The organism is Streptomyces sp. NPDC019224, from assembly GCF_040632605.1.
Taxonomy (GTDB): domain Bacteria; phylum Actinomycetota; class Actinomycetes; order Streptomycetales; family Streptomycetaceae; genus Streptomyces.
This window is the reverse complement of record NZ_JBEYCF010000016.1, coordinates 23,772-48,853: the sequence shown is the minus strand read 5'-3', so window position 1 is coordinate 48,853 and position 25,082 is coordinate 23,772. Positions and strand designations below refer to the sequence as shown.

The following is a 25,082-nucleotide window of genomic DNA, read 5'->3' as shown; positions in this document are numbered from 1 at the left end:
CAACGCCTCGATCCGCCCCGCGGCACCCGGCCGGCACCGGGAAGATGGGAACCATCGATGAGTCAACCGCAAGCAGCACTCGTGACCGGCGCCGGCGGCGCCCTGGGACGAGCCATGGCCTCCCGCCTGGCCGCCGACGGACACGATGTGGCCGTGCTCGACCGCGACCCCGCGTCGCTGGAGCAGACGGTCGAGGAGGTACGGAAGTCGGGTGCCCGCGTCCTGGCTCTGACCACCGACCTGCGCGACGCACAAGCGGTCGAAGCGGCCGTCGAACGGACCGCGACCGAGCTGGGCACCCTGCGCGTCCTGGTGAACAACGCCGCCGTGTACCCGAGCCGTCCCTTCCTCGATGTGCCGCTGGCGGAGTACGACGATGTGGTCGCGGTGAACCAGCGCGCCTACTGGGTCGCCGCTCAGGCGGCCGCGCGCCGCATGACGGGCACGGGCGGCGGGGCGATCGTGAACGTCGCCTCGATCACCATGCACGGGGGCTGGGACTCGCTCGCCGCCTACATCTCCACCAAGGGCGCGGCCGTCGCCTTCACCCGCGCACTCGCCCGCGAGCTCGGGCCCGCGGAGATCCGCGTCAACTGCGTCTCCCCCGGCGCGTTCCCCACGGCGGCCGAGGAGATCCACGACGATCCCGAGGCCTATACCCGGCAGGTGCTCGACCATCAGGCCCTCAAGCGGCGCGGCCGCCCGGAGGAACTGGCCTCGGCCGTCTCCTTCCTCGCCGGAGCGGACTCCTCCTTCGTCACCGGTCAGTGCCTGGAGGTCAACGGAGGGTGGGTGATGGCGTGAAGCTGAACGGACGCGACTACGACCGTCACGCCCTCGCCCGGCACGCAGGCGACCTGGCAGCCGCGGGCGGTGTGCGGGCCGTCGTCCTGGACGACGGCTCCGAACGCGGCATCCGCACGCTGGAGTTCCGTACCGGCGCCGGACTCTCCTTCGATGTGCTCGTGGACCGGGCCATGGATCTCGGCGGGGCGGAGTTCCAGGGTCTCGGGTTCGGCTGGCGCTCCGCGACCGGGTTCCGCCACCCCGGCCTGCACGAGTACCGCGACGACGACGGCCTGTCGATGATGCGCAGCTTCTCGGGTCTGCTGCTCACCGCCGGTCTCGACCACACGCTGTTCGGTGCCGAGGTGGACGCCTCGCAGTACCGCTACCCGCCGCGCCGCACCGCCTCCCACGCACTGCACGGCCGGGTCGGCAACCTGCCCGCCCGGCTCACCGGCTACGGCGAGCAGTGGCAGGACGAGGACCACTGCGTCCTCTGGGCGGAGGGCGAGGTCCGCCAGGCCGCGGTCTTCGGTGAGCACCTGCGGCTCACCCGCCGCATCGAGGCCGATCTCGGCGGGGCGGAGATCCGGCTCATCGACCGGGTGCGTAACGCCGGCTTCGACCCCACACCGCACATGTTCCTCTACCACATCAACGTCGGCTGGCCCTTCCTGGACGAGGGCGCGCGCTACGAGATGCCGCTGCGCCGCACGCTGTGGCAGAGCGACAGTGTCGCCGAACAGGGCGTCTCGAACACCGAGATGCCGGGCCCGCTGCCGGGATTCGTCGAGCAGGTCTACGAGCACGAACTGGAACCGGACGCCGACGGCTCGGTACGGCCCCGGCTGGTGAACGACCGTCTAGGGATGTACTTCGAGCTGGAGTACGTCCAGGCGCAGTTCCCGTCCTTCTTCCAGTGGATGCACCTGCGCGAGGGCGCCTACGCCGTGGGCTTCGAGCCTTCCACGCACCATGTACAGGGCGAGCCCGCCGCCCGGGAGAACGGATCCATGACGTTCCTGGAGCCGGGTGAGGAACGCCTGTACACGACGACGTTCCGGGTGGGCCGGACCGGCTGATCACCCGACGGCGCGGCCGCGCCGGATATATGCGTCACAAGGTGGCGACCCTGCGGACCGCTCGTTTGCGCGGCTCAACGGGATAGGAGGAAGGACGTGCCATGACTCAATCCTTCACGGCATCGAGTCTCTACCGAACTGGGAACGGTTCAGTCCGGGGCGGGCAATGGGCAGGCTCCGACCCTCGGCCGGGGCAGCTGCCCAGCTGGTGCCTGTCTCCTCGGCCAGCGTCTGCAGAAGCCGGTGCTGGAACGCCTCGTCGTGTACGGCGGGGTGCGGCCGCTGCCGTTGCTGGTGATACCAGTAGCCGCCGGTGGTCAGTGCCTGGGGCTCGTCGCTTGCGGCCAGCCACTGCTGTGTCAGATGGCCGAGCTCGAGATCGTCCGGTGCTCCGGGTCCCCCCATCCTGGTAGGCACCCACCCCGGGTCCACGGCGTTGCTCAGCACGTCGGGGAACAGGCGGGCCGCTGCGGCGGCGAGGGTGGTGACGAACAGCTTGCTGTCCGCATACGACCCTGGGGTCGTCCCGCGCCAGTCGATGCCGGCCGGCGAGGGGCGGCCGTCGAAGTGCGAGCTACTGCTCAGGTACAGCAGGCGGTATGGCCGGTGCAGCAGCGCGGTGAGCAGGTACGGAGCGACGACGTTGACGGGCATGACGGCCGGTCCGCTCCAGACACCGGCGTTGTGGATGACTGTATCGAGCGGGGGTTTGCCGTTCAGCTCGGTGGCTGTGTGCCGTACCGCGTCACGGTCGGCGAAGTCGGCGACGACGAGTTCCGCTCCGCGGCCGATGAGCGGGTCGAGGGCTCCGGCACGTTCAGGGTTGCGGGCGTGGACCACGACGTTGTGCCCGGCGAACAGCAGCGCGGCCGCTGCGGCGTAGCCAAGTCCGTCCGTGGAACCGGTGATCAGGATCCGGCTCATGATCGTCCTGTGGGTGGCACGGGAGAACTCCCCTGGGTTGTCGCTTGCAAAGGGCTGTTGGCACGCCTATCAAGGTGCCGGGGGCTGTCGCGCGGGCGGGTGGAGCTCGTGGGTGGCTGCCCAGGAGGCGAGCAGGCGCAGGCCGTCTTCGGAGGGCGAGCCGGGTTCGGCGGTGTAGATGGTCAGGGAATGCGCCTCCCGGACGGACATGGGCAGGTCCAGCGGCTGGTAGGTCAGTTCCAGAGGGCCCGCGTCGGGGTGGTGGAAGCGTTTGACGCCGCCGTGGTGGATGCGCACGTTGTGGGTGGCCCACCGGGTGCGGAACTCGGTGCTGAGCGTGGACAGCTCCCCGACGAGCTCGCGCAGCGCCTTGTCGTCGGGGCTTCGGCCGGCCTCGGCGCGCAAGAGTGCGGCGGTGCTGTCGGCGGCAGCGTCCCAGTCGTCGGCGAAGTCGTGGGAGTCGTCGTCGAGGAACCAGTACCGGGCGAAGTTGGGGCGGCCGCGCTCGCCCGCGGTATGGCTGCCGATCATGGGTGCGAACAGGGCGCGGGCGAGTCCGTTGGCAGCCGTCATGTCCAGGCGGCCGTTGGTGACGAAGGCTGCGGACAGGGTGATGGAGTCGAGCAGCCACTGGACGCGGGGCGGGACGTCGACGGCCTTGCGGCGGCGGCGGGTCGCGGGACTGGGCTGGGCGGCTCTGGCCAGGTCGAAGAGGTAGGTGCGCTCGTCGTCGCTCAGCTGCAGGGTGCGGGCCACCGCGTCGAGGACGTCCTGGGACACGCCGCCGATATGGCCCTTTTCCAGCCGCGTGTACCACTCGGTGCTCACGCCGGCGAGGACCGCGACCTCCTCGCGGCGCAGCCCCGGTACCCGACGCCGGCCGCTGGTGGGCAGCCCGACCTGCTCGGGGGTGAGCTGGGCACGCCGGCGGGCCAGGAAGTCACGGATGTCGGCGCGGTTGTCGGAGCGGCGTTCCATGTCTCCACGCTACGACGGGAACCCGGCGGCAGGGGGGTTGAGGTTGTACCCCCGATAAACGCAGCCTGCCGCGCCCGCGCACGGCGCGGTTCTGTGGAGGACGCACCAGGATCCCGCCCCCACGGAGACGCTGTATGACCCTGCGAGGAGGAACCCTCCGCGCCCTCGCCGACCGGTATGCCAATCACCCTCGGGAAGGCCCGCCGGCCCGGCTTCCGCTGGTCGTCCACGTGCCGGCGCCGGCCACGTTCCTGAGGGGGACGACCGAGTTCGCGGGCGCGGGCCTGTTGCCCGAGATCGCGGCCGATGTGCAGGTCGGGGTGGCCCGGCCCAGGCTGCTGATCACCGTGTTCGCAGTCGGGATGGTCGTCGGCGCACCGCTGAGGGCGATGCCGACCCTGCGGCTGACACTGATCCTCGCTCTCACCGTCTTCACTTTAGGTCACCTGCCGATAACGCTCGGTCCCGGTTTCGCGCTGCGGCCGGCGGGGCGGTTCCTGCCGGCGTGGGCGACCGGCGCGTTCTGGGCGGTGGCCAACGGGGTGGCCGCGCGTACGGCCGGTCCCGCCGCCGGTTCCCATGCCCTGGGCATCGTCGGCGCCGGCGCCGGCTCGATGCTCGCCCAACGTGATCGGGGGGGCCGCTCGGCGCCTTCGCCGGACAGCTCATGGGCCGGCGTGGACCCTTCCGGGCGCTCGCTGCCCTCGCCGTAGCCGCGCCGGCCCTGACTCCCGCCCTCACTATCGCGCTCGCCCAGAGCCGCCTACCCGCACCGGCGCCCGCCTGGCCGGCAGCATCCCCGGTCCTGACGGGTTACGCCCATCCGGCGGACTCGACCCCACCAGGGCCACCGAACCAGGGCAGCCTCGGTACCCCCGTGCCTTCCCGAACAAGAAACGGCGCCCCACCGCGCCAGAACCACCACCAAGGAGAGACCACCATGCGTGGAGTAGTCATGCACAAGGCCGGCGACGTCCGCGTCGAGGACCGCGAGGACCCGAAGATCATCGAGCCGACCGACGCCATCGTGAAGCTGACCGCGACCTGCATCTGCGGCTCCGACCTGTGGCCCTACCGCGGCATCGAGCCCGCCGACCACCAGGTCATGGGACACGAGTACGTCGGCGTCGTCGAGGAGATCGGCTCCGAGGTCAAGAACGTCGAGGTCGGCGACTTCGTCGTCGGATCGTTCGTCATCTCCGACAACACCTGCGAGATCTGCCGGGCCGGCTTCCAGTCCAAGTGCGTCCACGCCGAGTTCGTCGCGCAGACGATCGGCACCCAGGCCGAGAAGGCCCGCATCCCGCACGCCGACGGCACCCTCGTCGCCACCCCCGGCCGGCCCGACCCCGAGCTGATCCCCGCCCTCCTCGCGGCCTCCGACGTCCTGGGCACCGGCTGGTACGCCGCCGTCGCCGCCCAAGCCGGACCCGGTAAGACCGTCGCGGTCATCGGCGACGGCGCGGTGGGCCTCATGGCCGTGCTCGCCGCCGAGCGACTCGGCGCGGAGCGGATCATCGCCATGTCCCGCCATCCCGAGCGGCAGAAACTGGCCCGCTACTACGGCGCCACCGACATCGTCGAAGAACGCGGCGACGAAGGCGTCGCGAAGATCAAGGAACTCACGGACGGGCTCGGCGCGCACTCGGTCATCGAGGCAGTCGGCACCCAGGAATCCTTCCTGCAGGCCATCGGCGCCACCCGCGGCGGCGGACATCTTGGCTACGTCGGCGTGAACTACGGCGTCCAGATCCCCGGTATCGACCTTTTCTTCGCCGGCATCCACACCCTCGGCGGCCCCGCCCCGGTACGCCGGTTCCTGCCCGACCTGATCCAGCTCATCTGGGATCGCGAGATCGACCCCGGCAAGGTCTTCGACCTCACCCTGCCCCTCGAGCAGGCCCCGGAAGGCTACAAGGCGATGGACGAGCGCCGCGCCACCAAGGTGCTCCTCACGCTCTGACGTGAGTGCCGAGGAAGGTCCACGCTCCACCATCCCCGAACGCGGCAGCACCGTGGCTCCGGCATGACCGCCGAGACCGTCGGCCTGGTCCTTCAGAAGCCGGGACCGAGGGTCCCGGCAGGGCGGACCGGCCCGGGGGCGCTCCGACAGACGTACCGAGCCGGGGTGTGCGGCGTGGCGCACCCTCCTCGGCCGTGCTCACTTCCGCGCGAGACTCGACTGCCTCACCACCAGCTCGGGCTGGAGGATGACGTGCTCATGGCTGTGATCCTGGGCGTGCTCCCCCGTCTCCCGGAGGAGCATGCCGGCGGCGATCGACCCGATGGTGACCGCCGGCTGGCGTACGGAGGTGAGGGGCACGGTGGCGGCCGCCGCGAACTCGATGTCGTCGTAGCCGACGATCGCCATGTCCTGCGGGACCCGCACCCCGGCCGTGTACAGGGCCTGGAGGACGCCGAGGGCGAGGAGGTCGTTGGCGCAGAAGACGGCGGTGGGCCGCTCGGCCAGGCCCAGGATCCTGGCTCCGGCGTCGCGTCCGGCGGCGACCTCGAGCCGTTCGGCGGGGACCTCCTGGAGCGCCGAGGCCGGCAGGCCCGCTTCGGCGAGGGCGAGCAGGGCGCCCTCGCGGCGGTCACGCACCTGCTGGAGCTGGTCGGGGCCCCCGACGTAGGCGAGAGACCGGTGGCCGGCGGCGGTCAGGTGCCGGATCGCCAGGGCGCCGCCGGCCACGTCGTCGACCGAGACGGAGCAGCCGTCCGCGTCGGTGGCCACCCGGTCCACGAGGACGAAGGGGATGCCGTACCGGCGGAACTCCCGCAGGTTTGCCCCACTGGGGTCGGAGGGAGTGATCAGCACTCCGCGGACCCTCTGCTCGGCGAAGAGCGCGAGGTAGTCGGCCTCGTCCTGCGGGCTCTGCGCACTGTTGCAGACCATGACGCCGAGGCCGGCCTTGCGGGCGGTGCGCTCGGCCCCGCGTGCGATGTCCACGAAGAAGGGGTTGCCCATGTCCAGCACGAGCAGCGCCATGATCCGGCTGCGGCCCGCCCGGAGCTGTCGGGCCGAGTCGCTGCGGACATAGCCCAGGCGTGCGATGACCCGCTGGACGTGTTCCCGTGTGTCCGGCGCGACCCGCTCCGACTGGTTGATCACGTTGGAGACCGTGCCCACAGAGACGCCGGCCTCACGTGCCACGTCCTTGATGCCGACCGTCCGTGCGGTACCCGTCATCCGTCCCACCTGCTGTCGTCGTCCTGCTGCCCGCGGGGAGCGAGGCCCGCCCCGGGACAGACATCGTACGCAGCGGCCGAACCGGCCTCCCTCATGAATTGTTTCACCGGGGATCCCGAAGCTCGACATCGCTACAGGCAAGCCTTGACGCTCCCGCCAGGCCCCGTTACCTTCAAGACGAACTGAATCGATTCACTTCCGCAGTCGGTTCGATGTTCTTCCGCCCCGCTCCGGGGCCCCTCTTCCAGTCTCATCCCGAGGTGACCATGCCTGACATCGCCGCCGTGAGGGCCGCGCTCGCCGGCCAGCAGATCGAGACCCCGTCCTGGGGGTACGGGAACTCCGGCACCCGCTTCAAGGTGTTCGCTCAGCCCGGTGTCCCCAGGACGCCGTACGAGAAACTCGACGACGCGGCTCAGGTGCATGCGTACACCGGCATCGCCCCCAGGGTGTCGCTGCACATCCCGTGGGACCGGGTCGAGGACTACGGCGCCCTGGGCGCGTACGCGAAGGAGCGCGGCCTGGAGCTGGGGGCGATCAATTCCAACACCTTCCAGGACGACGCCTACAAGCTGGGCAGTGTCTGCCACCCGGACGCCGGCGTCCGCCGGAAGGCGGTGGACCACCTGCTGGAGTGCGTCGACATCATGGACGCGACCGGGTCGGCCGATCTGAAGCTGTGGTTCGCGGACGGCACCAACTATCCCGGCCAGGAAGACATCACCGGCCGCCAGGACCGGCTGGCGGAGGCACTGGCGGAGGTGTACGAGCGGCTCGGCGCCGGGCAGCGGATGCTGCTGGAGTACAAGTTCTTCGAGCCCGCCTTCTACACCACCGACGTGCCGGACTGGGGCACCGCGTACGCCCACTGCCTCAAGCTGGGCCCGAAGGCGCAGGTCGTCGTGGACACCGGGCATCACGCGCCGGGTACGAACATCGAGTTCATCGTGGCGTTCCTGCTGCGGGAGGGGAAGCTCGGCGGCTTCGACTTCAACTCCCGCTTCTACGCGGACGACGACCTGATGGCCGGCTCCGCCGATCCGTTCCAGCTGTTCCGGATCATGCACGAGGTCTCGAAGAACGGCGGTCTGGAACCGGCCACGAACGTGGCCTTCATGCTCGATCAGTGCCACAACATCGAGGCGAAGATCCCGGCCGTCATCCGGTCCGTGATGAACGTGCAGGAGGCCACCGCCAAGGCCCTCCTCGTCGACCTCGACACACTGGCCGCCGCGCAGCGGGACGGTGATGTGCTCGCTGCGAACGCCGTGCTGATGGACGCGTACCACACCGACGTACGCCCCCTGCTGCGCGAGCTGCGCGAGGAGCGGGGCCTCGAACCCGACCCGGTCGCCGCCTACCTCCGCTCCGGACGGCAGGAACGGCTCGCCGCCGAACGCGTCGGCGGCGAGCAGGCCGGCTGGGGAGCCTAAGGGCTGTCCCGGAGCCGGCCCGCAGGGCCGGACGATGCCCACTTCCTCAGTGACGCCCCCATCCCGCACACTTCGACTCCGAAGGACCGATCACACATGGCCACCCACACCGAAGTCGCCGCGCTCCTCGGTCGCGCGCACCGGCTGGGCTCCGACCCCCGCAACACCAACTACGCCGGCGGCAACGCCTCGGCCAAGGACACCGCCCCCGACCCGGTCACCGGCTTGGACACGGAGCTGATGTGGGTGAAGGGGTCCGGAGGCGACCTCGGCACGCTCACCGAGGACGGCTTGGCCGTGCTGCGGCTCGACCGGCTGCGGGCGCTGAAGGACGTCTATCCGGGCGTGGAGCGCGAGGACGAGATGGTCGCCGCGTTCGACCACTGTCTGTACGGGAAGGGCGGTGCGGCGCCGTCCATCGACACCGCCATGCACGGGCTGGTCGAGGCTGCGCACGTCGACCATCTTCACCCCGACTCCGGCATCGCGCTGGCCTGCGCGGCGGACGGCGAGAAGCTGACGGCCGAGTGCTACGGCGGAAAGGTGGCGTGGGTGCCCTGGCGGCGCCCCGGCTTCCAGCTCGGCCTGGACATCGCGGCGATCAAGGAGTCCCACCCCGGGGCCGTCGGCGTCGTGCTCGGCGGGCATGGCATCACCGCCTGGGGCGAGACCTCGGAGGAGTGCGAGAAGAACGCCCTGTGGATGATCCGTACGGCGGAGACCTTCCTCGCGGACCGTGGCAAGGAGCAGCCGTTCGGCGCGTCACTGGACGGCTTCGGGGCACTGGACGAGGAGGCGCGCCGGGAGCGGGCTGCCGCCCTGGCGCCGGTGATCCGTTCGCTGGCTTCGCAGGACCGGCCGCAGGTCGGCCACTTCACCGACACGGACGTGGTGCTGGACTTCCTGGCCCGCGCCGAGCACCCGCGCCTCGCGGCGCTCGGCACCTCCTGCCCGGACCACTTCCTGCGTACCAAGGTCCGGCCGCTGGTCCTGGACCTGCCGCCCACCGTCCCGCTGGACGAGGCCGTGGCCCGGCTGAAGGAGCTGCACACCGCCTACCGCGAGGAGTACGCGGCCTACTACCGGCGGCATGCCACGGACGGCTCCCCCGCCATGCGGGGCGCGGACCCGGCGATCGTCCTGGTCCCGGGCGTGGGCATGTTCTCCTTCGGAAAGGACAAGCAGACCGCCCGCGTCGCGGGTGAGTTCTACGTCAACGCGGTCAACGTGATGCGCGGCGCCGAGGCCGTCTCCTCCTACGCGCCGATCGAGGAGTCGGAGAAGTTCCGCATCGAGTACTGGGAGCTGGAGGAGGCCAAGCTGCGGCGCATGCCGAAGCCGAAGCCTCTGGCAACGCGGGTGGCGCTGGTGACGGGTGCGGGATCGGGTATCGGCAAGGCCATCGCGCACCGGTTGGCCGCCGAGGGCGCCTGCGTCGTGGTCGCCGACCTGAACGGGGAGAACGCTCAGGCCGTCGCCGAGGAGCTGGGCGGGCCGGACAAGGCCGTCGCGGTCACCGTGGACGTCACCTCCGAGGAACAGATCAGCTCCGCGTTCCGTGAGGCCGTTCTCGCGTTCGGCGGCGTCGACCTGGTGGTCAACAACGCCGGGATCTCCGTCTCGAAGCCGCTTCTGGAGACCACCGCCCGCGACTGGGATCTGCAGCACGACATCATGGCCCGTGGCTCCTTCCTGGTCTCCCGCGAGGCGGCCCGGATCATGGTCGGCCAGGGGCTGGGCGGTGACATCGTCTACATCGCTTCCAAGAACGCGGTCTTCGCCGGTCCGAACAACATCGCCTATTCCGCCACCAAGGCCGACCAGGCCCATCAGGTACGCCTTCTCGCCGCCGAGCTCGGTGAGCACGGCATCCGCGTCAACGGCGTCAACCCCGACGGCGTCGTCCGCGGCTCCGGGATCTTCGCCGCCGGCTGGGGCGCCCAGCGCGCCGCCACCTACGGCATCGAGGAGGACAAGCTCGGCGAGTTCTACGCCCAGCGCACCCTCCTCAAGCGCGAGGTCCTGCCCGAGCACGTCGCGAACGCCGTCTTCGCCCTCACCGGCGGCGACCTCACCCACACCACCGGCCTGCACATCCCCGTCGACGCAGGCGTCGCCGCCGCCTTCCTGCGCTGAGCGGCGCCCCCTGATCGCCCTGATGCCGGTCGCCTGACCCGTCGGCATCGGGGTGCACCACCGCGGACCGGCGGCAGCATGCCGTACGGACACGGGACCGTGCCCTGACAGCGCGTGCCCCGAACGGCGCCGCCGCCGGTCCGCGCCCCTTCCTCGTCCTTCCTCGTTCCCGACCAGCCGCGTGCCGCGCGGAGGTAGCCCTCGTGACCACCACTCCCCCGTCCTCCGCCTTCGCCGCCGCGTTCGCCGCGGTCGATCTCGGCGCCACCAGCGGGCGCGTGATCCTGGGCCGGGTCGGCCCGGACAACCTCGGCCTCACCGAGGTCCACCGCTTCCCCAACACACCCGTCCGGCTGCCCGACGGTCTGCGCTGGGACGTCCTCGCCCTGTTCCAGGGCATCCTCGACGGGCTGCGCGAAGCCGCCCGGGCCGGCGGGGTCGCCTCCATCGGCGTGGACACCTGGGCGGTGGACCATGGACTCCTCGACGCCGACGGCGCCCTGCTCGGCCACCCGTACCACTACCGCGACAGCCGGACCGACGGCGCCACCGAACGCGTCTGGGCCGAGATCGGCCCGGAGGAGCTGTACGGAATCACGGGCCTCCAGCACCTGCCGTTCAACACCGTCTTCCAGCTCGCCGCCGCGGCCGGGAGCGTGCAGTTCGGCGCCGCCCGCACCCTGCTCCTCGTCCCCGACCTGCTGATCCACTGGCTGACCGGGTCGGTGGGTGCCGAGGAGACCAACGCCTCCACCACCGGCCTGTTCGACGCCCGCACCGGAACCTGGTCCCAGGACATCCTCCGCCGTCTCTCCCTGGCCCCCGCCCTGCTCCCGCCGCTGCGCGCCCCCGGCGAACCGGCGGGCACCCTGCTCCCCCACGTCGCCGCGTACACCGGCCTCGACGCCCGGACGCCGGTGACCACGGTCGCCTCGCACGACACCGCCTCCGCGGTCGTCGCCGTGCCCGCAACGGAACCGGGCTTCGCCTACATCTCGTGCGGCACATGGTCACTGGCCGGCCTGGAGCTGGACGCCCCGGTCCTGACCGAGGAGTCCCGGGCCGCGAACTTCACCAACGAGCGCGGCATCGACGGCACCATCCGCTACCTGCGCAACATCATGGGTATGTGGCTCCTGGAAGAGTGCCGCCGCACCTGGGACAAGGAGGGGCTGCCCACGCACATCCCGGCGCTGCTCGACCACGCGGCCCGAGCCGAATCCTTCGCCTCGATCATCGATCCGGACGCGCCCGAGTTCCTCGCCCCCGGTGACATGCCTGCCCGTATCCGGGACTTCTGCGCCCGCACCGGCCAGCGCGTCCCCGGCAGCCAGGGAGCGGTCGTCCGCTGCATCCTGGAGAGCCTGGCGCTCGCCCACCGCCGCACTCTGCGCCAGGCGGCCGAACTCGCCGGCCGGGACATCACCCACGTCCATCTCGTCGGCGGCGGCTCGCGCAACGACCTGCTCTGCCGGCTCACCGCCGACGCCACCGGCCTGCCCGTGATCGCCGGCCCCACCGAGGCCACCGCGCTCGGCAACATCCTCGTCCAGGCCCGCGCCGCCGGGCACGTCGGCGACCTCACCGCCATGCGCCGGCTCGTCGCCTCCACCCAGCACCTGCGGCACTACACCCCAAGCGGCGACAGCGCGGCCTGGGACGCGGCCGCCACCCGACTCGACTCCGCCCCCAGCAGCCCCTGATACGCGTCGCCCGCTTCGCCCCGGCGCCGCCTCCCTCTCCACGGCCATCGCCACCATCAAGCTGCTCGAACGCCTCGGTGTCACCGTGGGCTTCCCCGTCGCCCGGACCTGCTGAGGCCGGCCCCGGCACACCACCGGCCACCGCAGGAAGATCGACGGTCCACCGCACGGCCCGCGCCTTCGACTTGTCCGACGAGCAGGGGGCGTTGATCGAGCCGGTGCTCACGGCCCGGAAGGCCCGGCATCGCTCTGTCAGTGGGCATCAGGGGCGTTATCCGCTTCGGGAGATCGTGAACCCGGTCCTCGTCACACTGGGAATTCTCACTGAATCCGAGCCCGGAATCTTCAACCGGGAGCACTGGCAGGGCAGTTGGTGAGCGGGCCCGGCCGGTCCGACCGGCCACGCCGCCACCGGGCCAGGCCCAAGACCCGCAACCACCAGCGACAAGCCGCCTCGCGGGAAGGTCCCCCTCTACGGTTGGGGCATTGCGGTGTCGGCGGCGCGTCGCGGCTGTCGGCCGGGGGCGAAGCGCGCCTGTACGTCCGGGCTTTCGAGAAGTCGGGGCGGATAGCCCGGTCCGGTCCGCACGGCCACGTCCTGGTGGTGCAGCGGTTCGTCGCAGGAGGAGCAGACGACCTTGGCCTGGGTGTCGTTGCCGCAGGCGGTGTGGTGCATGACCACGGGGATGCCGTCGTCGTCGGCCAGCCAGCGGTCGCCCCAGGCGTTGATGGCGGTGAGTACGCCGAAGAAGTCCCGGCCCTTGTCGGTCAGCAGGTATTCGTGGCGGACCGGCTCGCTCTGGTAGGGGTTCCGCCGCAGCAGGCCCGCGCTCTCCAGGCGCCGGAGGCGGTCGGTGAGCGTGTTGCGGGCGATGCCGAGCGAGGCGATGAAGCCGTCGAAGCGTGACTCGCCGTAGAAGACCTCGCGCAGGACCAGCAGTGTCCACCCATCGCCCAGGATGTCCACGGTGCGGGCGATCGAGCAGGGCCAGTCGTCGAATGAGGTCCGTCTCATGGTGGCCACCATATCAGTTTCATCATGAGATTCCCTTGTCCTCGACAGGCCGGTCCGACTAGCGTCTCGTGAGTCCCATCATGCAACTCGCTCGGAGGAAACCATGGGTTCCACGCCTGCGACCGCACCGGCGGTCACCGTCGAACGGGACGGGCACGTGCTGCTGATGGGCCTGAACCGGCCCGCCAAGCGCAACGCCTTCACCCGGCAGATGATCAGCGAGCTGTCCGCCGCCTACGGTCTGCTGGAGTCCGACGACGACCTGTGGTGCGGGGTCCTGTTCGCCCACGGCGACCACTTCACCGGGGGCCTGGACATGCTCGACGTCGGTGCCGAACTGGCCTCGGGCGAGTTCACCGCCCCGGAGGGCGGCCGCGACCCGTGGCGGCTGGACGGGACCTGGTCGAAGCCCGTCGTCGCGGCCGCGCAGGGCTGGGTGATGACGCTCGGCATCGAACTGCTCCTGGCCGCCGACATCCGCGTGGCCGCCCAGGACGCGCGCTTCGCCCAGTACGAGATCCGCCGCGGCATCTACCCCTTCGGCGGGGCCACGCTCCGTTTCCCGCGCGAGGCGGGGTGGGGCAACGCCATGCGCTGGATCCTGACCGGCGACGAGTTCGACACCACCGAGGCCCACCGCATCGGCCTGGTCCAGGAAGTCACCCCCGACGGTGCCACGGCGCTCGAACGCGCCAGGGAGATCGCGCGGACCATCAGCGAGCGTTCCGCGCCCCTGGGCGTGCGCACCGCGCTCGCCTCCGCCCACCGGGCCCGCGACCACGGGGACGCCGCGGCCATCGCCCGGCTGCGCCCCGACATCGCGCGGCTCATCAATACCGCCGACGGCGCCGAAGGTGTGACCTCCTTCATCGAGCGCCGCGACGCCGTCTTCACCGGCCGCTGACCAGCCCGCCCCGCCACACCGGGAGACTCCTGTGACCACCACGAGAACCCTTTCCCTCTTCGACCTGCCGCCCGAGATCGCCGAGGTTCGCACCTGGGCCCACGGCTTCGCCGAGAAGTGCGTACGCCCCGTCGCCGCCCAGTACGACGAGCGTGAGGAAATGCCCTGGGCGGTCATCGAGGAAGCCGCCAAGGCCGGCCTGTACACCCCCGAGTTCGCGCTGCAGATGATCGCCGACCCCACCGGGCTCCTGCAGCCCGTGGTCGCCGAGGAGATCTTCTGGGGCGACGGCGGCATGGGCCAGGCCCTGCTGGGCACCTTCCTGCCCGCCGCGGCCCTGTTCGGCGCCGCCACCAAGGAACAGATCGACACCTGGCTGCCCGCCTTCTTCGGCACCCCCGGCGATCTGGCCGTCGCCGCCCTGTGCGCCAGCGAGCCGAACGCCGGGAGCGACGCCGCCGCCATCCGCACCCACGCCCGCTATGACGAAGCCACCAAGGAGTGGGTGCTCAACGGCACCAAGACCTGGGCCACCAACGGCGGCATCGCGAACATCCACGTCGTCAACGCCGTCACCGACCCCGGTCTCGGCGCCCGCGGCCACGCCCTGTTCCTCGTCCCGCCCGGCACCCGCGGTCTCAGCCAGGGCCAGAAGTTCTCCAAGCACGGCCTGCGCGCCTCTCACACCGCCGAGGTCGTCCTCGACGACGTACGCCTCCCCGCCGACCTGGTCCTGGGCGGCAAGGACGCCCTCGACCAGCGCCTGGCCACAGCCCGCGAAGGCACCCGCGTACGCGTCCCCGCCGCCATGGCCACCTTCGAGACGACCCGGCCCGGCATCGGCGCGATGGCCGTCGGTGTCGCCCGCGCCGCCTACGAGTACGCCCTCGAATACGCCGGCGTCCGCGAACAGTTCGGCCGGCCCATCATCGACAACCAGGCCATCGCCTTCACCCTCGCCGACATGGCCATGGAGATCGACGCCGCCCGCCTCCTCGTCTGGCGCGCCAGCCACATGATGACGCGCGGCAAGCCCTTCACCCGCGCCGAGGGCAGCATGGCCAAACTCAAGGCCAGCGAGGTCGCCGTCCGCACCACCGAACGCGCCGTGCAGATCCTCGGCGGCAACGGCTACACCCGCGACTACCCCGTCGAACGCTGGGCCCGCGACGCCAAGATCTTCACCATCTACGAAGGCACCAGCGAGATCCAGCGCCTCGCCATCAGCCGCGCCCTCTCCGGACGCCGTATCCGGTAGCCCTCCGCTCCCGCACGTCCCCCTCCCCCTTTCCCCCTTGATTCGAGGACATTCGTGAACCCCACACAGACTCCCGCGCTGGCGGGCAAGACCGCGGTCGTCACCGGCGGCGGCCGAGGAATCGGCAGGATGATCACCGAAGGGCTGCTGCGCCAAGGCGCCCGGGTCTACATCAGCAGCCGCAAGCAGGAAGAGCTCGACGCCACCGTTGCCGCCCTGTCACCCCTCGGGAAGATCAGCGCCTTCGCCGCGGACCTCGGAACCGAGGAGGGCGCCACGGCACTGGCCGCTCACCTCACCGAGCGCGAGAGCGCCCTCCACGTCCTCGTCAACAACGCGGGCGCCAACTGGGGCGCGCCCCTGGACAGCTTCCCGGCCGCGGCCTGGGACAAGGTGATGTCGGTCAACGTCAAGGGCGTCTTCGTCCTCACTCAGGCCCTGCTGCCCCTGTTGCGCTCCGCCTCCACCGCTGACGACCCGGCCCGGGTCATCAACATCGGCAGCGTGGACGGCCTCCGAGCGCCCGCACCGGGCTTCAACAACTTCTCCTACAGCGCCAGCAAGGCCGCGGTCCACCTGCTCACCCAACAGCTCGCCGCGGAGCTGGCACCCGACGTTCTCGTCAACGCGGTGGCCCCCGGACTGTTCGAGTCCAAGATGACCGCCCCCATGCTGCGTCACGCGGGCGATGCGCCGGCCGCGCAGATCCCGCTCCGCAGGATCGGCCGTCCCGGCGACATGGCCGGCATCACGGCTTTCCTGGCCGGTCCCGACAGCACGTACATCACCGGGGCGGTCATTCCCGTCGACGGGGGCATAGTCGCCTCGCGCTGAGCCGCCCGCAGCACCACGGCACGACGCACCACGGCACCAACGAACAGATGCCCCCAGGGGCCGGTGTCCGGGACGGCACCGGCCCCGCGGCGAGCCCGCACGCGTGGCCGCCGCCTCCCGGCAGGACAGGAGATGCCCATGACGTTCAACCTTGCCACCATGCTGCGTGAGTCCGCCCTGAAAGCGGCCGGCCGCCCCTTGCTCCTGCACGGTGAATCCACCTGCACCTACGGCGAGGCGGACGCGGTCTCCGGGCGAATCGCCCGCGCCCTGCGCGACACGGGCCTGCGTCCCGGTGAACGCGTGGCCGTGCAGCTGCCCAACATCGTCGAGTTTCCCCTCGCCTATTTCGGGGTGCTCAAGGCCGGGCTGGTCATGGTCCCGCTCAACCCTCTGCTGACAGCCCGCGAACTCGCCCACCAGCTGAGCGACAGCGGAGCCAGAACCCTGATCACCACCGCTCCTTCCTGGAAAGCGGCCGCCGGGGGGCTCGACCTGCCGGGCCACCTGCGTGTCTACTGTGTGGGAGCCGAGGACCGGCAGGACCTGCCGGCCACCGTCATGCCGTTCACCGACCTCTGCCGAGGCCCGGCGCGGGACGAGATCCATCCCACCAGCGCCGACGACACCGCGGTCATCCTCTACACGAGCGGGACGACCGGTGCGCCCAAAGGCGCCGAGCTGACCCACTTCCAGCTGTACATGAACTGCACCGTCTCGGGCGGCGCGTTCGGCCTGGAACCGGCCGACCGCACGCTGGCCGCCCTGCCCTTCTTCCATGCCTTCGGCCTGTCCAGCGTTCTGAACACCGCGGTCCGCTTCGGCTCGAGCCTGGTCCTGGTACCGCGCTTCGAAGCGACCGCGGTGGCCGACGCCATGGAGCGGCACGGCTGCACCCTCTTCGTCGGAGTGCCGACGATGTACGTCGCGCTTCTGCAGGCCGACCGATCCGGGCGCGACACCTCCAGCCTCCGGGCCGCGATCAGCGCCGGCGCGGCGATCCCCGCGGAAGTAGTCGCCGCCTTCGAGAAGGCGTTCACGGGGTGTGTCGTGCTCGAGGGATACGGCATCTCGGAGACCGCCGCAGTGATCACCTTCAACGCCGGCGCCGAGGAACGCCGCATCGGCTCGGTCGGCAAGCCGATCTGGGGCGTCGAGGTCCGCGTGGTCGACGGACAGGGCGGCCCGCTGCCGCCCGGTGCCGACCGGGTGGGCGAGATCCTGGTGCGCGGCCACAACGTCATGAAGGGCTATCACGAACGGCCCGAGGAGACCGCCGCCGCGATCCGCGAGGGATGGTTCGCCACGGGTGACCTCGGCTACCTCGACCACGACGGTTACCTCCACGTCGTCGACCGTCTCAAGGACCTTGTCATTCGCGGCGGTTACAACGTGTACCCCCGCGAGGTGGAGGAGGTGCTCCACGCCCACCCCGCGGTCGCCGAGGCCGCGGTCGTGGGCCGCCCCGATGACCGGCTCGGCGAACAGGTGGTCGCCTTCGTCACCCTCGCTCCCGAGGCGGCAGCCGGCCCCGAGGAGCTCATCGCCCACTGCCGTGAGCATCTCGCGGCATACAAGTACCCCCGTGAGATCACCGTCCTCGAAGCCCTGCCGAAGGGCCCCACGGGCAAGATCCTCAAGCGGGCACTACGAGGCTGAACCTGTCGCTCGGCAGGGGCGGCCGCACGGAGTGCTGGGCAGGAAGCGGGGCGGTGGCGCTTTCACGGCCGCCGTCGAAGGCCTGAGGACACCTGGCACGGTCGGCGGGGCCCGGCCCGTCAGCGCGCTCGCCGACGCCCCCGAAACAGCGCTGCCCCGAGCGCTCTGTCAGGCCGAACTCATCGCGCCGGTCTGCTGCTCCTCCCCCCCCAGGCCCCCGCGTCGACCCACAACGTCCGCGACTGCTTCGGCGCCCCGCACATCCGCCGTGTCTGGACGAGAACCCATGAGTTTCTGACCCACAGGAGGCACACATTGCTCTTCCGCACCCGCATCGGACGGCTCACTCTCGCCGCTGTCGCGCTCGCGTCGGTCGCGACAGCGCTGACGCCGGCGGCCGCCCACGAACCCGGTCGGCACCCTTCCGGCGGCGGTCTGTCCGCCGTCATCCGCTACACCGAGTACGGCATTCCGCACATCGTGGCCAAGGACTACGCGAACCTCGGCTTCGGCACGGGCTGGGCGCAGGCCGCCGACCAGGTGTGCGTACTCGCCGACGGGTTCGTGACCGTGAACGGCGAGCGCTCCCGGCACTTCGGCCCCGGAACGGCCCCGGACGGTTCGCTCTCCTCCGCCGGCTCGAACCTCTCCAGCGACCTCTACTTCCGCGGCGTGAAGGACGCGGGCACGGTGGAGGGACTGCTCCGCACGCCGGCCCCGGCCGGGCCGAGCGCGGAGCTGAAGGAGCTGATGCGCGGCTGGGCCGCCGGCTACAACGCCTGGCTGAAGCAGAACCGGATCACGGACCCGGCCTGCCGGAGCGCGGACTGGGTGAAGCCCGTGACGACGCTGGACGTCGCCCGGCGCGCCTTCGCGGTCTCCGTGCTCGGCGGCCAGGGGCGCGCCGTCGACGGGATAACGGCGGCGCGGCCGCCGGGTCCGGCCGGCCCGGTCGCCCCTCTCGACGCGGAGAAAACGGCGACGGCCGCGCGTGAGCTGTTCTCGGCCCGGAACGCCGACATGGGCTCCAACGCGGTCGCGTTCAGCGGTGACACGACCGCGAACGGACGGGGACTGCTGCTCGGCAACCCGCACTACCCGTGGCAGGGCGGCCGACGCTTCTGGCAGTCGCAGCAGACGATTCCCGGGAAGCTGAACGTCTCCGGCGCCTCGCTGCTCGGCACGCCCGTCGTCAACTTCGGCTTCAACGACAAGGTGGCGTGGAGTCACACCGTCGCGACGGGCGTCCCGCTGAATCTGCGTCAGCTCACCCTCGCCCCGGACGATCCCACCGTGTACCTGGTGGACGGCCGCCGTGAGCGGATGACCGAACGCACCGTCACCATCCCCGTGAAACACGGCGCTCCCCTCACCCGTACGCAGTACTGGACGCGGTACGGTCCAGTCGTCACCTCTCTCGGCACCTCACTGCCCCTGCCGTGGTCCGCCACCACCGCCTACGCGCTGAACGACCCCAACGCGGTGAACCTGCGAGGCTTTGACACGTCGCTGACCTTCGGCAGGGCACGGTCGACACACGACGTGCTCGAAGGGCTGCGACATACCCAGGGACTGCCGTGGCTGAACACGATCGCCGCGGACTCGGCCGGGCACACCCTCTTCACCCAGTCGCAGGTGCTGCCGCGCATCACCGACGAGCTGGCCGAGCGCTGTTCGACCTCGCTCGGCCGGGCCACCTACCCGGCGTCCGGTGTGGCGGTTCTGGACGGCTCCCGGCGTGACTGCGGGCTCGGCCGGGACCACGACGCGGTGCAGCCTGGCATTTTCGGGCCGTCGCGGATGCCGACGCTCAAGGACGCCGCGTACGCGGAGAACTCCAACGACAGCGCATGGCTGGCCAACGCCGACGCGCCGCTGACGGGGTACGAGCGGGTCTTCGGCACCGTGGGTACGCCTCGTTCGCTCCGTACGCGCGGCTCGATCGAGGATGTGGCGGCGATGGCGGACCTCGGACGGCTCACGGTGGCCGATCTTCAGCGGCATCAGTTCGCCAACCGGGTGCCGGCCGCGGATCTCGCCGTCGACGACACGGTGCTCGCCTGCGAAAAGCTCTCGGCGGACGAACTGGCCGAGGCGTGTACGGTGCTGGACCGCTGGGACCGGACCATGGACACCGAAAGCCGTGGCGCACTGCTCTTCGACCGGTTCTGGCGGGCGCTGACCGCCTCGGTGCCGGTGGCTCAGCTGTGGAAGGTTCCCTTCGACGCGGGCGACCCGGTCACAACGCCGAACACGCTGAACACCGGCTCGCCCGCGTTCGCCGAGGCGCTCAGGGGCGCGGTGGCCGAACTGCGGGCGGCGGGCATCGCGCTGGACGCGCCACTGGGTGAGCACCAGTTCGTCGTACGGAACGGGAAACGGTACCCGGTCCCCGGGGGCACGGAGGCGCTCGGTGTGTGGAACAAGGTCGAGCCGGTGTGGAACGCGGCGGGCGGCGGCTACACGGAGACGGTGCACGGGTCGAGTCACATCCAGGCGGTCGGCTGGGACGGCGGGCGGTGCCCGGTGGCCCGCACGCTGCTGACGTACTCCCAGTCGTCGAACCCGGCGTCGCCGCACTACCGGGACCAGACGGCACTGTTCTCGGGTGAGCGTTGGGTGATGTCGCGGTTCTGTGAGCGGGACATCATGCGGTCGCCGGAGCTGGAGGTGGTACGGGTGCGCGAGCGGAGGTAGCGGCACCCACGGGCCGGGCCGGCACGGACCCCGGATCCCCAAGACCGCGGGCAGGACGGCGAGGACCTGCCGTCCGCCTCCCGGCCTTCCCCCGGCGGCAGGACTTCTCGCGTCGGCTGCATGAGACGGGGCGTCAGCCGTACTGCTCGGTGTGGTCCTGAGGGGACGGCAGAGGTCGCTCGGCCCAGGTGGCGGCTCCCCGGAGGCCGGGTGTCAGGGTCAGGTTGTCGCGCCCGGCGCTCATGTGGTCGAGCCGGCGTTCGTACCGGTCGAGGAAGTCGGTGGCAAAGGAGACGTCGGGGCCCCGGCACCCGTCGCTGTTGCCGATCAGGACGCGGCCGGTAAGGGGGCCGTTCGCCCCGGAGCAATCGGACGTGGCCGGCGTCGGCGGTGATCGGGAGAGAGTCCGGGTTCGCGACACGAGACCTTCACCGAGGACGCCTCCACGATCCGCACCGGCGGCCTGCCCCGGATGATGGCCGGCCTGCGCAACCTCGCGATCAGCGTGCTCCGCCAGGGCAACCACACCGACATCGCCGCCGTGGTAGAGGTGCGTCGAACCTGGTCACGGGGCCTCCCAACTGGTCACGGCCAGCGCCTTCTCCACCCGAGCGGCGGCCAAGTCGTCGTGGCGGATCACAAAACTCGTGCGGTACTCCTCGTAGACCCGGGCTTCGCCGGCGAGCGATATCCACTCGCTCGTCAGCCGGTGCTTTTCCTTCTCCAGGCGGGAATACCACTGTGCGATCGGGATGGCTGGGATCTCGCCTGCCTTCTCCCGTCCCGCGAGGGTCTGCTCCGCAATGCTTTTGATCACCTCGTCATCGGCATACCCGCCGATGACAACGCCGGCGCCAGACGGCCAGAGGTCGCGGGCCAGAGCCCTGAGTTCGTCCAGGTGGGGCAGGTCACGCTCCATGTACCGGACCAACTGCTGCTGGAAGGGCGACATGTCCTCCCAGTCGAGATCCTCCCAGAACTCGTGCCAGTCCTCGTCCTCGTCGCCCTCCTGGAGCCAAAGGGGCAGTTCGGACCTGAGCTCGGCGCCGACGTCGAGCTGCTCGCGGACACACATGGAGCTGGGGGCTTCCGCGAGCGCGGTTTCGGTGCCGTCCGGTACGTACACGACTCGCGCGTACCTCCCGGAACTGTCCTCGTGGTCCCTCTCCTGATTCACGAAGAAGAGCAGCGTCCCGTCCACCGGCAGGTCGAAGCCGTCGATTCTCGGCAGCGCCCCGCAATCGACGGAAAGGAGCAAAGGCAACGGAACGTCCCCGGCGGACGGCCACTTCATGCCCACCGGCAGCCGGGGCAGCCCCCCGAACCGCCCGACCGGAGAACCACCGCCCACGGACAATCCGATCGACAAACGAAGGTGCCGGCTGAATCTGCCGATCTCGTCGTCCGGGATGCCCGACTCAAGCGCTGCCCGACGAAACTCTCCCTGATGATCCATGCCCGAGAAGATAAACCCTTTCCAACCCTGCTGCTTCATGGGGGCGTTGGCGGCCAGGAGCTGTACGTGGCGGAGTGAGCGGCAGTCCGGCGCCACGAGGGGGCGGTTCGGCAGGGCGGGAACCGAGGAGTCCCGGCGCCGGTCCGCCGTATTCGGTGCCGGTGCCCTATGACCGGCACCGACGGAGTGCCACACGAACCGCCCCGGACGCCGTCAAGGCCATGCCCGGGGGGACCGGCTGGACAGCAGGACCTGCGCCGCGGACCACCACCGGGCCGGCGCCGCCCACCAGGACCAGCTCGCCGGGAGGGCGGCGGTTCATCGACCGTGGCTTCCTGTTCCCAGTGAGCCACGGGCGGCCGGTGGCACGGGGCCACGAGGTTTCTTCACGGCGGTGCCGGCCGGTTTCACCAGTCGGTTCCTTCGGGAAGGGCTGCCGCCGGTCGTTTCGGCCGTGATGACCAGATCCTGATCCTCAGCTCCGCCTGATCGCTGTGCTGACTTCGGCCGGTGAGGTGCGCCAGGGGGCTCCGTGACCCGGGAGTATCCAGGACGCCGCGAGCGGGGCGATGCGGTCGAGCGAGGTGAGCGCTTCGGCCGGGTCGTCCGTGAAGGGTGCGGGCTGTGGGCCGGTACGCCCGGTGAGGACATGCCGGGTGGTGAGGGCGTCACCGACAAAGACCGCGCCCACGAGCGGAACATGCACCGCCACGCTCCCCGGCGAGTGTCCCGGCACTCCCACGACGACCGGATTGCCGGGGAGGTCCAGGACGTCGCCGTCGGCGATCTCGACCACTTCGCAGACATAGCGGGTGCGCAGGCCGTTCTTGCGGAGGCCGTACCCGAAGAACCGGAGCGCGGGCCCGATCCGCATGGGACCGGCGGGGGTCTTGGGCTTCTCGCCCGTGCGGGTCCGGTGGGCGTCGGCGGCGTGCACGAACACCGGCACGCCGTGCTCGCTGCGCAGGCGCTCGGCGAAGCCGATGTGGTCCGAGTCGCCGTGCGTCAGCACGAGACCCCGGATGTCGGCGGTCGACTTGCCCAGCGCCCGGAGTTCACGCTGGAGGTCCCGCCAGTGGCCGGGCAGACCCGCGTCGATGAGCGTGATGCCCTCGGGGGTGTCAATGAGGTAGCAGGCCACCACGTCGTTGCCGAGGCGGTACAGCTGGGGCGCGAGTCTCATGAGATTACTCCCGGATCAGTACGGGCGGCTTCGATGGCTACGGTACTTAGCTATGATGGCTATAGTCAATAGCTAAGCAGTGCGGGAGGACGCGCCATGCCGACACCGGAGAAGACCTCACTCAGCAGAATCGTCGCCGCGGGACGTGAGCTGCTGGAGGAGAGCGGTCAGCAGGGACTGACCATGCAGGGGGTCGCCCAGCGCGTGGGGGTGAGGGCGCCCTCGCTCTACAAACACGTCAGCAACCGGGCGGCCCTGCTGAGCGCCGTGGCCGTGGCCACCGTCGAAGACCTCCTGGCTCGCTTGGAGGCGACCGACGGCTCGCTCGAGGAACTGGCGCGCTGCTACCGGCGCTTCGCCGAGGCCCGCCCCGAAGGTTTCCGCCTTCTCAATTCCAGCTATGCGCCCCCCGAAGCGCTCGCCCGCGCGGCCGGCCCGGTACTGCGCACCTCCGCGGAGCTCGTGGGCGAGCGGGAGACACTCGAAGCCGCTCGCCTGCTGACCTCCTGGCTCACCGGCTTCATCGGAATGGAGCTGAACGGCGCCTTCCGGCTGGGCGGAGACATCGACCGCGCCTTCGAGTACGGGCTGGGCGCCATGCGCCGCGCCCTGACCCGCCACCAACAGCCCCCCGCCGGCTGAGAGCCGGGCATGCCGTCGGCCTGGGGTTCGGGCTCCTGATCCTCGGTGCAGGCGTGGCTGCTCGCCAGGACGAGCGGCCGGCTGCCAACGACGCCCACCGAAGCCGGCTCGGAAAAAGCAGGGCTTGCGGGAGCCGGTTCTCGCGGAGCAGGCCGGGCCGAGGAGCGACAGGCGGGCCGGTGGCGCCCTCCGGTCGCTGCCCCTGCGGCGCACGCCCGGTTGCTGTGCGGACCCGTCACGAGTACAGCTCACGCGCCGACTGGGTACGGCGCGGGGCGGCTGAGCGGGTGGTGTAGGCGAAGTTGAGGACCGTGCGGCGCACCCCTGGCCGGGTCAGGGGAGTGACTCGGTGAGCCGTGGTGTCGCTGCGCAGGAGGTAGGCGTCGCCCGCACGGTGGTGGACCGAGTGCGGCTGTCCGGTATCCAGCTCGGCCAGTGAGCCGGCCCGGGGGAGGTACTGGAGCAGACCGCCGTCGTCAGGCGACTGAGGGGCTTCAAGGAAGATCACCAGCGCGTAGGGGTAGTCGTCGGTGTGCGCGCCGTGGGTGTCGCCTTGTCGGTGAAGGACGTTGAGGACGTGCCGTTCCAGCGGATCGGGCACGGTCACGGCCGGCTCGCCGGCTACTTCGCTCACCAGGCCGAGCAGGCTCGGGTTGCCGTAGAGCTCGCACAAGAGAGGGGAGTCCCGGGCGATGTCGTGGCCACCGAGGGTGGTCATGTGCCGGGGGGAGTCGTCCATGCACGACATCGTGAAATCCCGGCGCCGGGCGCGGTCCACGAGCCGCTGGGCCTCCGCCCGCAACTCGCCCAGGCCATCCGGGGTGAGCAGTCCGGGCAGCGGGCTGTAACCGTCGGTTTCGAACCTCAGGCGGGCGGCAGCCTTCTGTTCGACGGTGTGCGGGGCGAGGTGCATGGAGGACGCCTTCCGGTCGGACGGGTAGGGCACGCGCCATCCTTCCCCCGACGGCGCGCCCCCCAGTCCCCCACCGCTTGGACGTGACCGACAAGGCGGAACGAGCGGGGGCGGGGGCTTGTGTGCAGCAGGATGGCCAGGGCCTCCTCGACGCGGCCCAGGTCGCCGGGCGCGACACCCTCGCTCAGGCCACCGCGTCCTGCCCGAACCAGCCGGTCACCGTCATGCTCGCCCGCTCCCGTTCTCCGTTCTCGCGGAGCCCTTCGGGTCAAGGATCGCTCTCCTCGGT

General features: G+C 70.9%; 20 protein-coding genes and 2 pseudogenes. 14 read left to right on the top strand and 8 right to left on the bottom strand.

Going from position 1 to position 25,082, the window contains the following annotated elements:
- Window positions 1–57 precede the first annotated feature (57 nt).
- On the top strand, window positions 58–804 hold the full coding sequence (locus tag ABZ564_RS13200) for an SDR family oxidoreductase (protein WP_360854321.1): 747 nt from the start codon (window positions 58–60) through the stop codon (window positions 802–804).
- Window positions 801–1,868 carry an aldose 1-epimerase family protein gene (locus tag ABZ564_RS13195; protein ID WP_360854318.1) on the top strand — a complete coding sequence of 356 codons (1,068 nt, stop codon included), beginning with the start codon at window positions 801–803 and terminating at the stop codon, window positions 1,866–1,868. Before ABZ564_RS13200 ends, ABZ564_RS13195 begins: the two co-directional genes overlap by 4 nt.
- A gap of 114 nt (window positions 1,869–1,982) precedes the next feature.
- Here ABZ564_RS13195 and ABZ564_RS13190 read toward each other — a convergent pair whose 3' ends face one another.
- Window positions 1,983–2,792, bottom strand: coding sequence for an SDR family NAD(P)-dependent oxidoreductase (locus ABZ564_RS13190; RefSeq protein ID WP_360854315.1), 810 nt, complete (start codon window positions 2,790–2,792; stop codon window positions 1,983–1,985).
- A gap of 69 nt (window positions 2,793–2,861) precedes the next feature.
- Window positions 2,862–3,770 carry a helix-turn-helix transcriptional regulator gene (locus ABZ564_RS13185; protein ID WP_360854312.1) on the bottom strand — a complete coding sequence of 303 codons (909 nt, stop codon included), beginning with the start codon at window positions 3,768–3,770 and terminating at the stop codon, window positions 2,862–2,864.
- 134 nt (window positions 3,771–3,904) lie between these two features.
- Here ABZ564_RS13185 and ABZ564_RS13180 point away from each other — a divergent pair, with 134 nt between their 5' ends.
- Together ABZ564_RS13180 and ABZ564_RS13175 are read left to right on the top strand one after the other, a co-directional pair.
- On the top strand, window positions 3,905–4,483 hold the full coding sequence (locus ABZ564_RS13180) for a hypothetical protein (protein ID WP_360854309.1): 579 nt from the start codon (window positions 3,905–3,907) through the stop codon (window positions 4,481–4,483).
- Window positions 4,484–4,710: 227 nt separating this feature from the next.
- Complete coding sequence (locus ABZ564_RS13175; protein ID WP_360854306.1) at window positions 4,711–5,733, top strand: zinc-dependent alcohol dehydrogenase family protein; 1,023 nt, start codon at window positions 4,711–4,713, stop codon at window positions 5,731–5,733.
- A gap of 198 nt (window positions 5,734–5,931) precedes the next feature.
- Here the strand turns inward: ABZ564_RS13175 and ABZ564_RS13170 are convergent, their stop codons facing one another.
- Entirely contained in the window at window positions 5,932–6,960 is a 1,029-nt protein-coding gene (locus ABZ564_RS13170; RefSeq protein WP_360854304.1) for a LacI family DNA-binding transcriptional regulator, read from the bottom strand.
- A gap of 266 nt (window positions 6,961–7,226) precedes the next feature.
- On the opposite strand from ABZ564_RS13170, the gene rhaI reads away from it, so the two are divergent.
- The 4 genes and pseudogenes from rhaI to ABZ564_RS13150 all read left to right on the top strand — a co-directional run.
- Window positions 7,227–8,393, top strand: a complete 1,167-nt coding sequence (gene rhaI, locus ABZ564_RS13165; protein ID WP_360854533.1) for an L-rhamnose isomerase — start codon at window positions 7,227–7,229, stop codon at window positions 8,391–8,393.
- A gap of 60 nt (window positions 8,394–8,453) precedes the next feature.
- Complete coding sequence (locus ABZ564_RS13160) at window positions 8,454–10,529, top strand: bifunctional aldolase/short-chain dehydrogenase (RefSeq protein WP_360854530.1); 2,076 nt, start codon at window positions 8,454–8,456, stop codon at window positions 10,527–10,529.
- 203 nt (window positions 10,530–10,732) lie between these two features.
- Window positions 10,733–12,232, top strand: a complete 1,500-nt coding sequence (locus ABZ564_RS13155) for a rhamnulokinase family protein (protein WP_360854302.1) — start codon at window positions 10,733–10,735, stop codon at window positions 12,230–12,232.
- Between the two features lie 185 nt (window positions 12,233–12,417).
- Window positions 12,418–12,537, top strand: a pseudogene (locus ABZ564_RS13150) (IS5/IS1182 family transposase); the annotation flags it as partial.
- 167 nt (window positions 12,538–12,704) lie between these two features.
- Here ABZ564_RS13150 and ABZ564_RS13145 read toward each other — a convergent pair.
- A complete protein-coding gene (locus ABZ564_RS13145) occupies window positions 12,705–13,247 on the bottom strand; it encodes a helix-turn-helix domain-containing protein (RefSeq protein ID WP_360854299.1) in 543 nt (180 codons plus the stop codon).
- Window positions 13,248–13,350: 103 nt separating this feature from the next.
- Here ABZ564_RS13145 and ABZ564_RS13140 point away from each other — a divergent pair, with 103 nt between their 5' ends.
- The 5 genes from ABZ564_RS13140 (at window position 13,351) to ABZ564_RS13120 (ending at window position 20,599) form a co-directional block, all read left to right on the top strand.
- A complete protein-coding gene (locus ABZ564_RS13140) occupies window positions 13,351–14,151 on the top strand; it encodes a crotonase/enoyl-CoA hydratase family protein (protein ID WP_360854296.1) in 801 nt (266 codons plus the stop codon).
- Between the two features lie 64 nt (window positions 14,152–14,215).
- A complete protein-coding gene (locus ABZ564_RS13135; RefSeq protein ID WP_360854527.1) occupies window positions 14,216–15,409 on the top strand; it encodes an acyl-CoA dehydrogenase family protein in 1,194 nt (397 codons plus the stop codon).
- Window positions 15,410–15,463: 54 nt separating this feature from the next.
- Window positions 15,464–16,243 (top strand): SDR family NAD(P)-dependent oxidoreductase, encoded by a 780-nt coding sequence (locus tag ABZ564_RS13130; RefSeq protein WP_360854293.1) that lies wholly within the window; start codon window positions 15,464–15,466, stop codon window positions 16,241–16,243.
- Between the two features lie 138 nt (window positions 16,244–16,381).
- On the top strand, window positions 16,382–17,902 hold the full coding sequence (locus ABZ564_RS13125; protein ID WP_360854290.1) for a long-chain fatty acid--CoA ligase: 1,521 nt from the start codon (window positions 16,382–16,384) through the stop codon (window positions 17,900–17,902).
- 315 nt (window positions 17,903–18,217) lie between these two features.
- Entirely contained in the window at window positions 18,218–20,599 is a 2,382-nt protein-coding gene (locus ABZ564_RS13120) for a penicillin acylase family protein (protein WP_360854287.1), read from the top strand.
- Window positions 20,600–20,822: 223 nt separating this feature from the next.
- Here the strand turns inward: ABZ564_RS13120 and ABZ564_RS13115 are convergent.
- The 3 genes and pseudogenes from ABZ564_RS13115 to ABZ564_RS13105 form a co-directional block, all read right to left on the bottom strand.
- Window positions 20,823–20,951: pseudogene (locus tag ABZ564_RS13115) on the bottom strand (SMI1/KNR4 family protein); the annotation flags it as partial.
- 213 nt (window positions 20,952–21,164) lie between these two features.
- Window positions 21,165–22,094 (bottom strand): DUF1963 domain-containing protein, encoded by a 930-nt coding sequence (locus ABZ564_RS13110; protein WP_360854284.1) that lies wholly within the window; start codon window positions 22,092–22,094, stop codon window positions 21,165–21,167.
- 436 nt (window positions 22,095–22,530) lie between these two features.
- The gene (locus ABZ564_RS13105; protein ID WP_360854281.1) at window positions 22,531–23,238 is read right to left on the bottom strand and encodes an MBL fold metallo-hydrolase; all 708 of its coding nucleotides are present in this window, start codon (window positions 23,236–23,238) and stop codon (window positions 22,531–22,533) included.
- Window positions 23,239–23,334: 96 nt separating this feature from the next.
- Between ABZ564_RS13105 and ABZ564_RS13100 the strand changes: the two genes are divergently transcribed.
- Window positions 23,335–23,880: a WHG domain-containing protein gene (locus ABZ564_RS13100; protein ID WP_360854278.1), complete on the top strand. Its 546-nt coding sequence runs from the start codon at window positions 23,335–23,337 to the stop codon at window positions 23,878–23,880.
- 235 nt (window positions 23,881–24,115) lie between these two features.
- On the opposite strand, the gene ABZ564_RS13095 is transcribed toward ABZ564_RS13100, so the two are convergent.
- Window positions 24,116–24,826: a hypothetical protein gene (locus tag ABZ564_RS13095; protein WP_360854274.1), complete on the bottom strand. Its 711-nt coding sequence runs from the start codon at window positions 24,824–24,826 to the stop codon at window positions 24,116–24,118.
- Window positions 24,827–25,082 lie beyond the last annotated feature (256 nt).

What these genes read in the sequence shown, in the direction of transcription:
- ABZ564_RS13200 (WP_360854321.1), top strand. Translation starts at nt 58, where the DNA reads ATGAGTCAACCGCAAGCAGCACTCGTGACCGGCGCCGGCGGCGCCCTG.
- ABZ564_RS13190 (WP_360854315.1), bottom strand. Translation starts at nt 2,792, where the DNA reads ATGAGCCGGATCCTGATCACCGGTTCCACGGACGGACTTGGCTACGCC.
- ABZ564_RS13185 (WP_360854312.1), bottom strand. Translation starts at nt 3,770, where the DNA reads ATGGAACGCCGCTCCGACAACCGCGCCGACATCCGTGACTTCCTGGCC.
- ABZ564_RS13180 (WP_360854309.1), top strand. Translation starts at nt 3,905, where the DNA reads ATGACCCTGCGAGGAGGAACCCTCCGCGCCCTCGCCGACCGGTATGCC.
- ABZ564_RS13175 (WP_360854306.1), top strand. Translation starts at nt 4,711, where the DNA reads ATGCGTGGAGTAGTCATGCACAAGGCCGGCGACGTCCGCGTCGAGGAC.
- ABZ564_RS13170 (WP_360854304.1), bottom strand. Translation starts at nt 6,960, where the DNA reads ATGACGGGTACCGCACGGACGGTCGGCATCAAGGACGTGGCACGTGAG.
- rhaI (WP_360854533.1), top strand. Translation starts at nt 7,227, where the DNA reads ATGCCTGACATCGCCGCCGTGAGGGCCGCGCTCGCCGGCCAGCAGATC.
- ABZ564_RS13145 (WP_360854299.1), bottom strand. Translation starts at nt 13,247, where the DNA reads ATGAGACGGACCTCATTCGACGACTGGCCCTGCTCGATCGCCCGCACC.
- ABZ564_RS13140 (WP_360854296.1), top strand. Translation starts at nt 13,351, where the DNA reads ATGGGTTCCACGCCTGCGACCGCACCGGCGGTCACCGTCGAACGGGAC.
- ABZ564_RS13125 (WP_360854290.1), top strand. Translation starts at nt 16,382, where the DNA reads ATGACGTTCAACCTTGCCACCATGCTGCGTGAGTCCGCCCTGAAAGCG.
- ABZ564_RS13110 (WP_360854284.1), bottom strand. Translation starts at nt 22,094, where the DNA reads ATGAAGCAGCAGGGTTGGAAAGGGTTTATCTTCTCGGGCATGGATCAT.
- ABZ564_RS13105 (WP_360854281.1), bottom strand. Translation starts at nt 23,238, where the DNA reads ATGAGACTCGCGCCCCAGCTGTACCGCCTCGGCAACGACGTGGTGGCC.
- ABZ564_RS13100 (WP_360854278.1), top strand. Translation starts at nt 23,335, where the DNA reads ATGCCGACACCGGAGAAGACCTCACTCAGCAGAATCGTCGCCGCGGGA.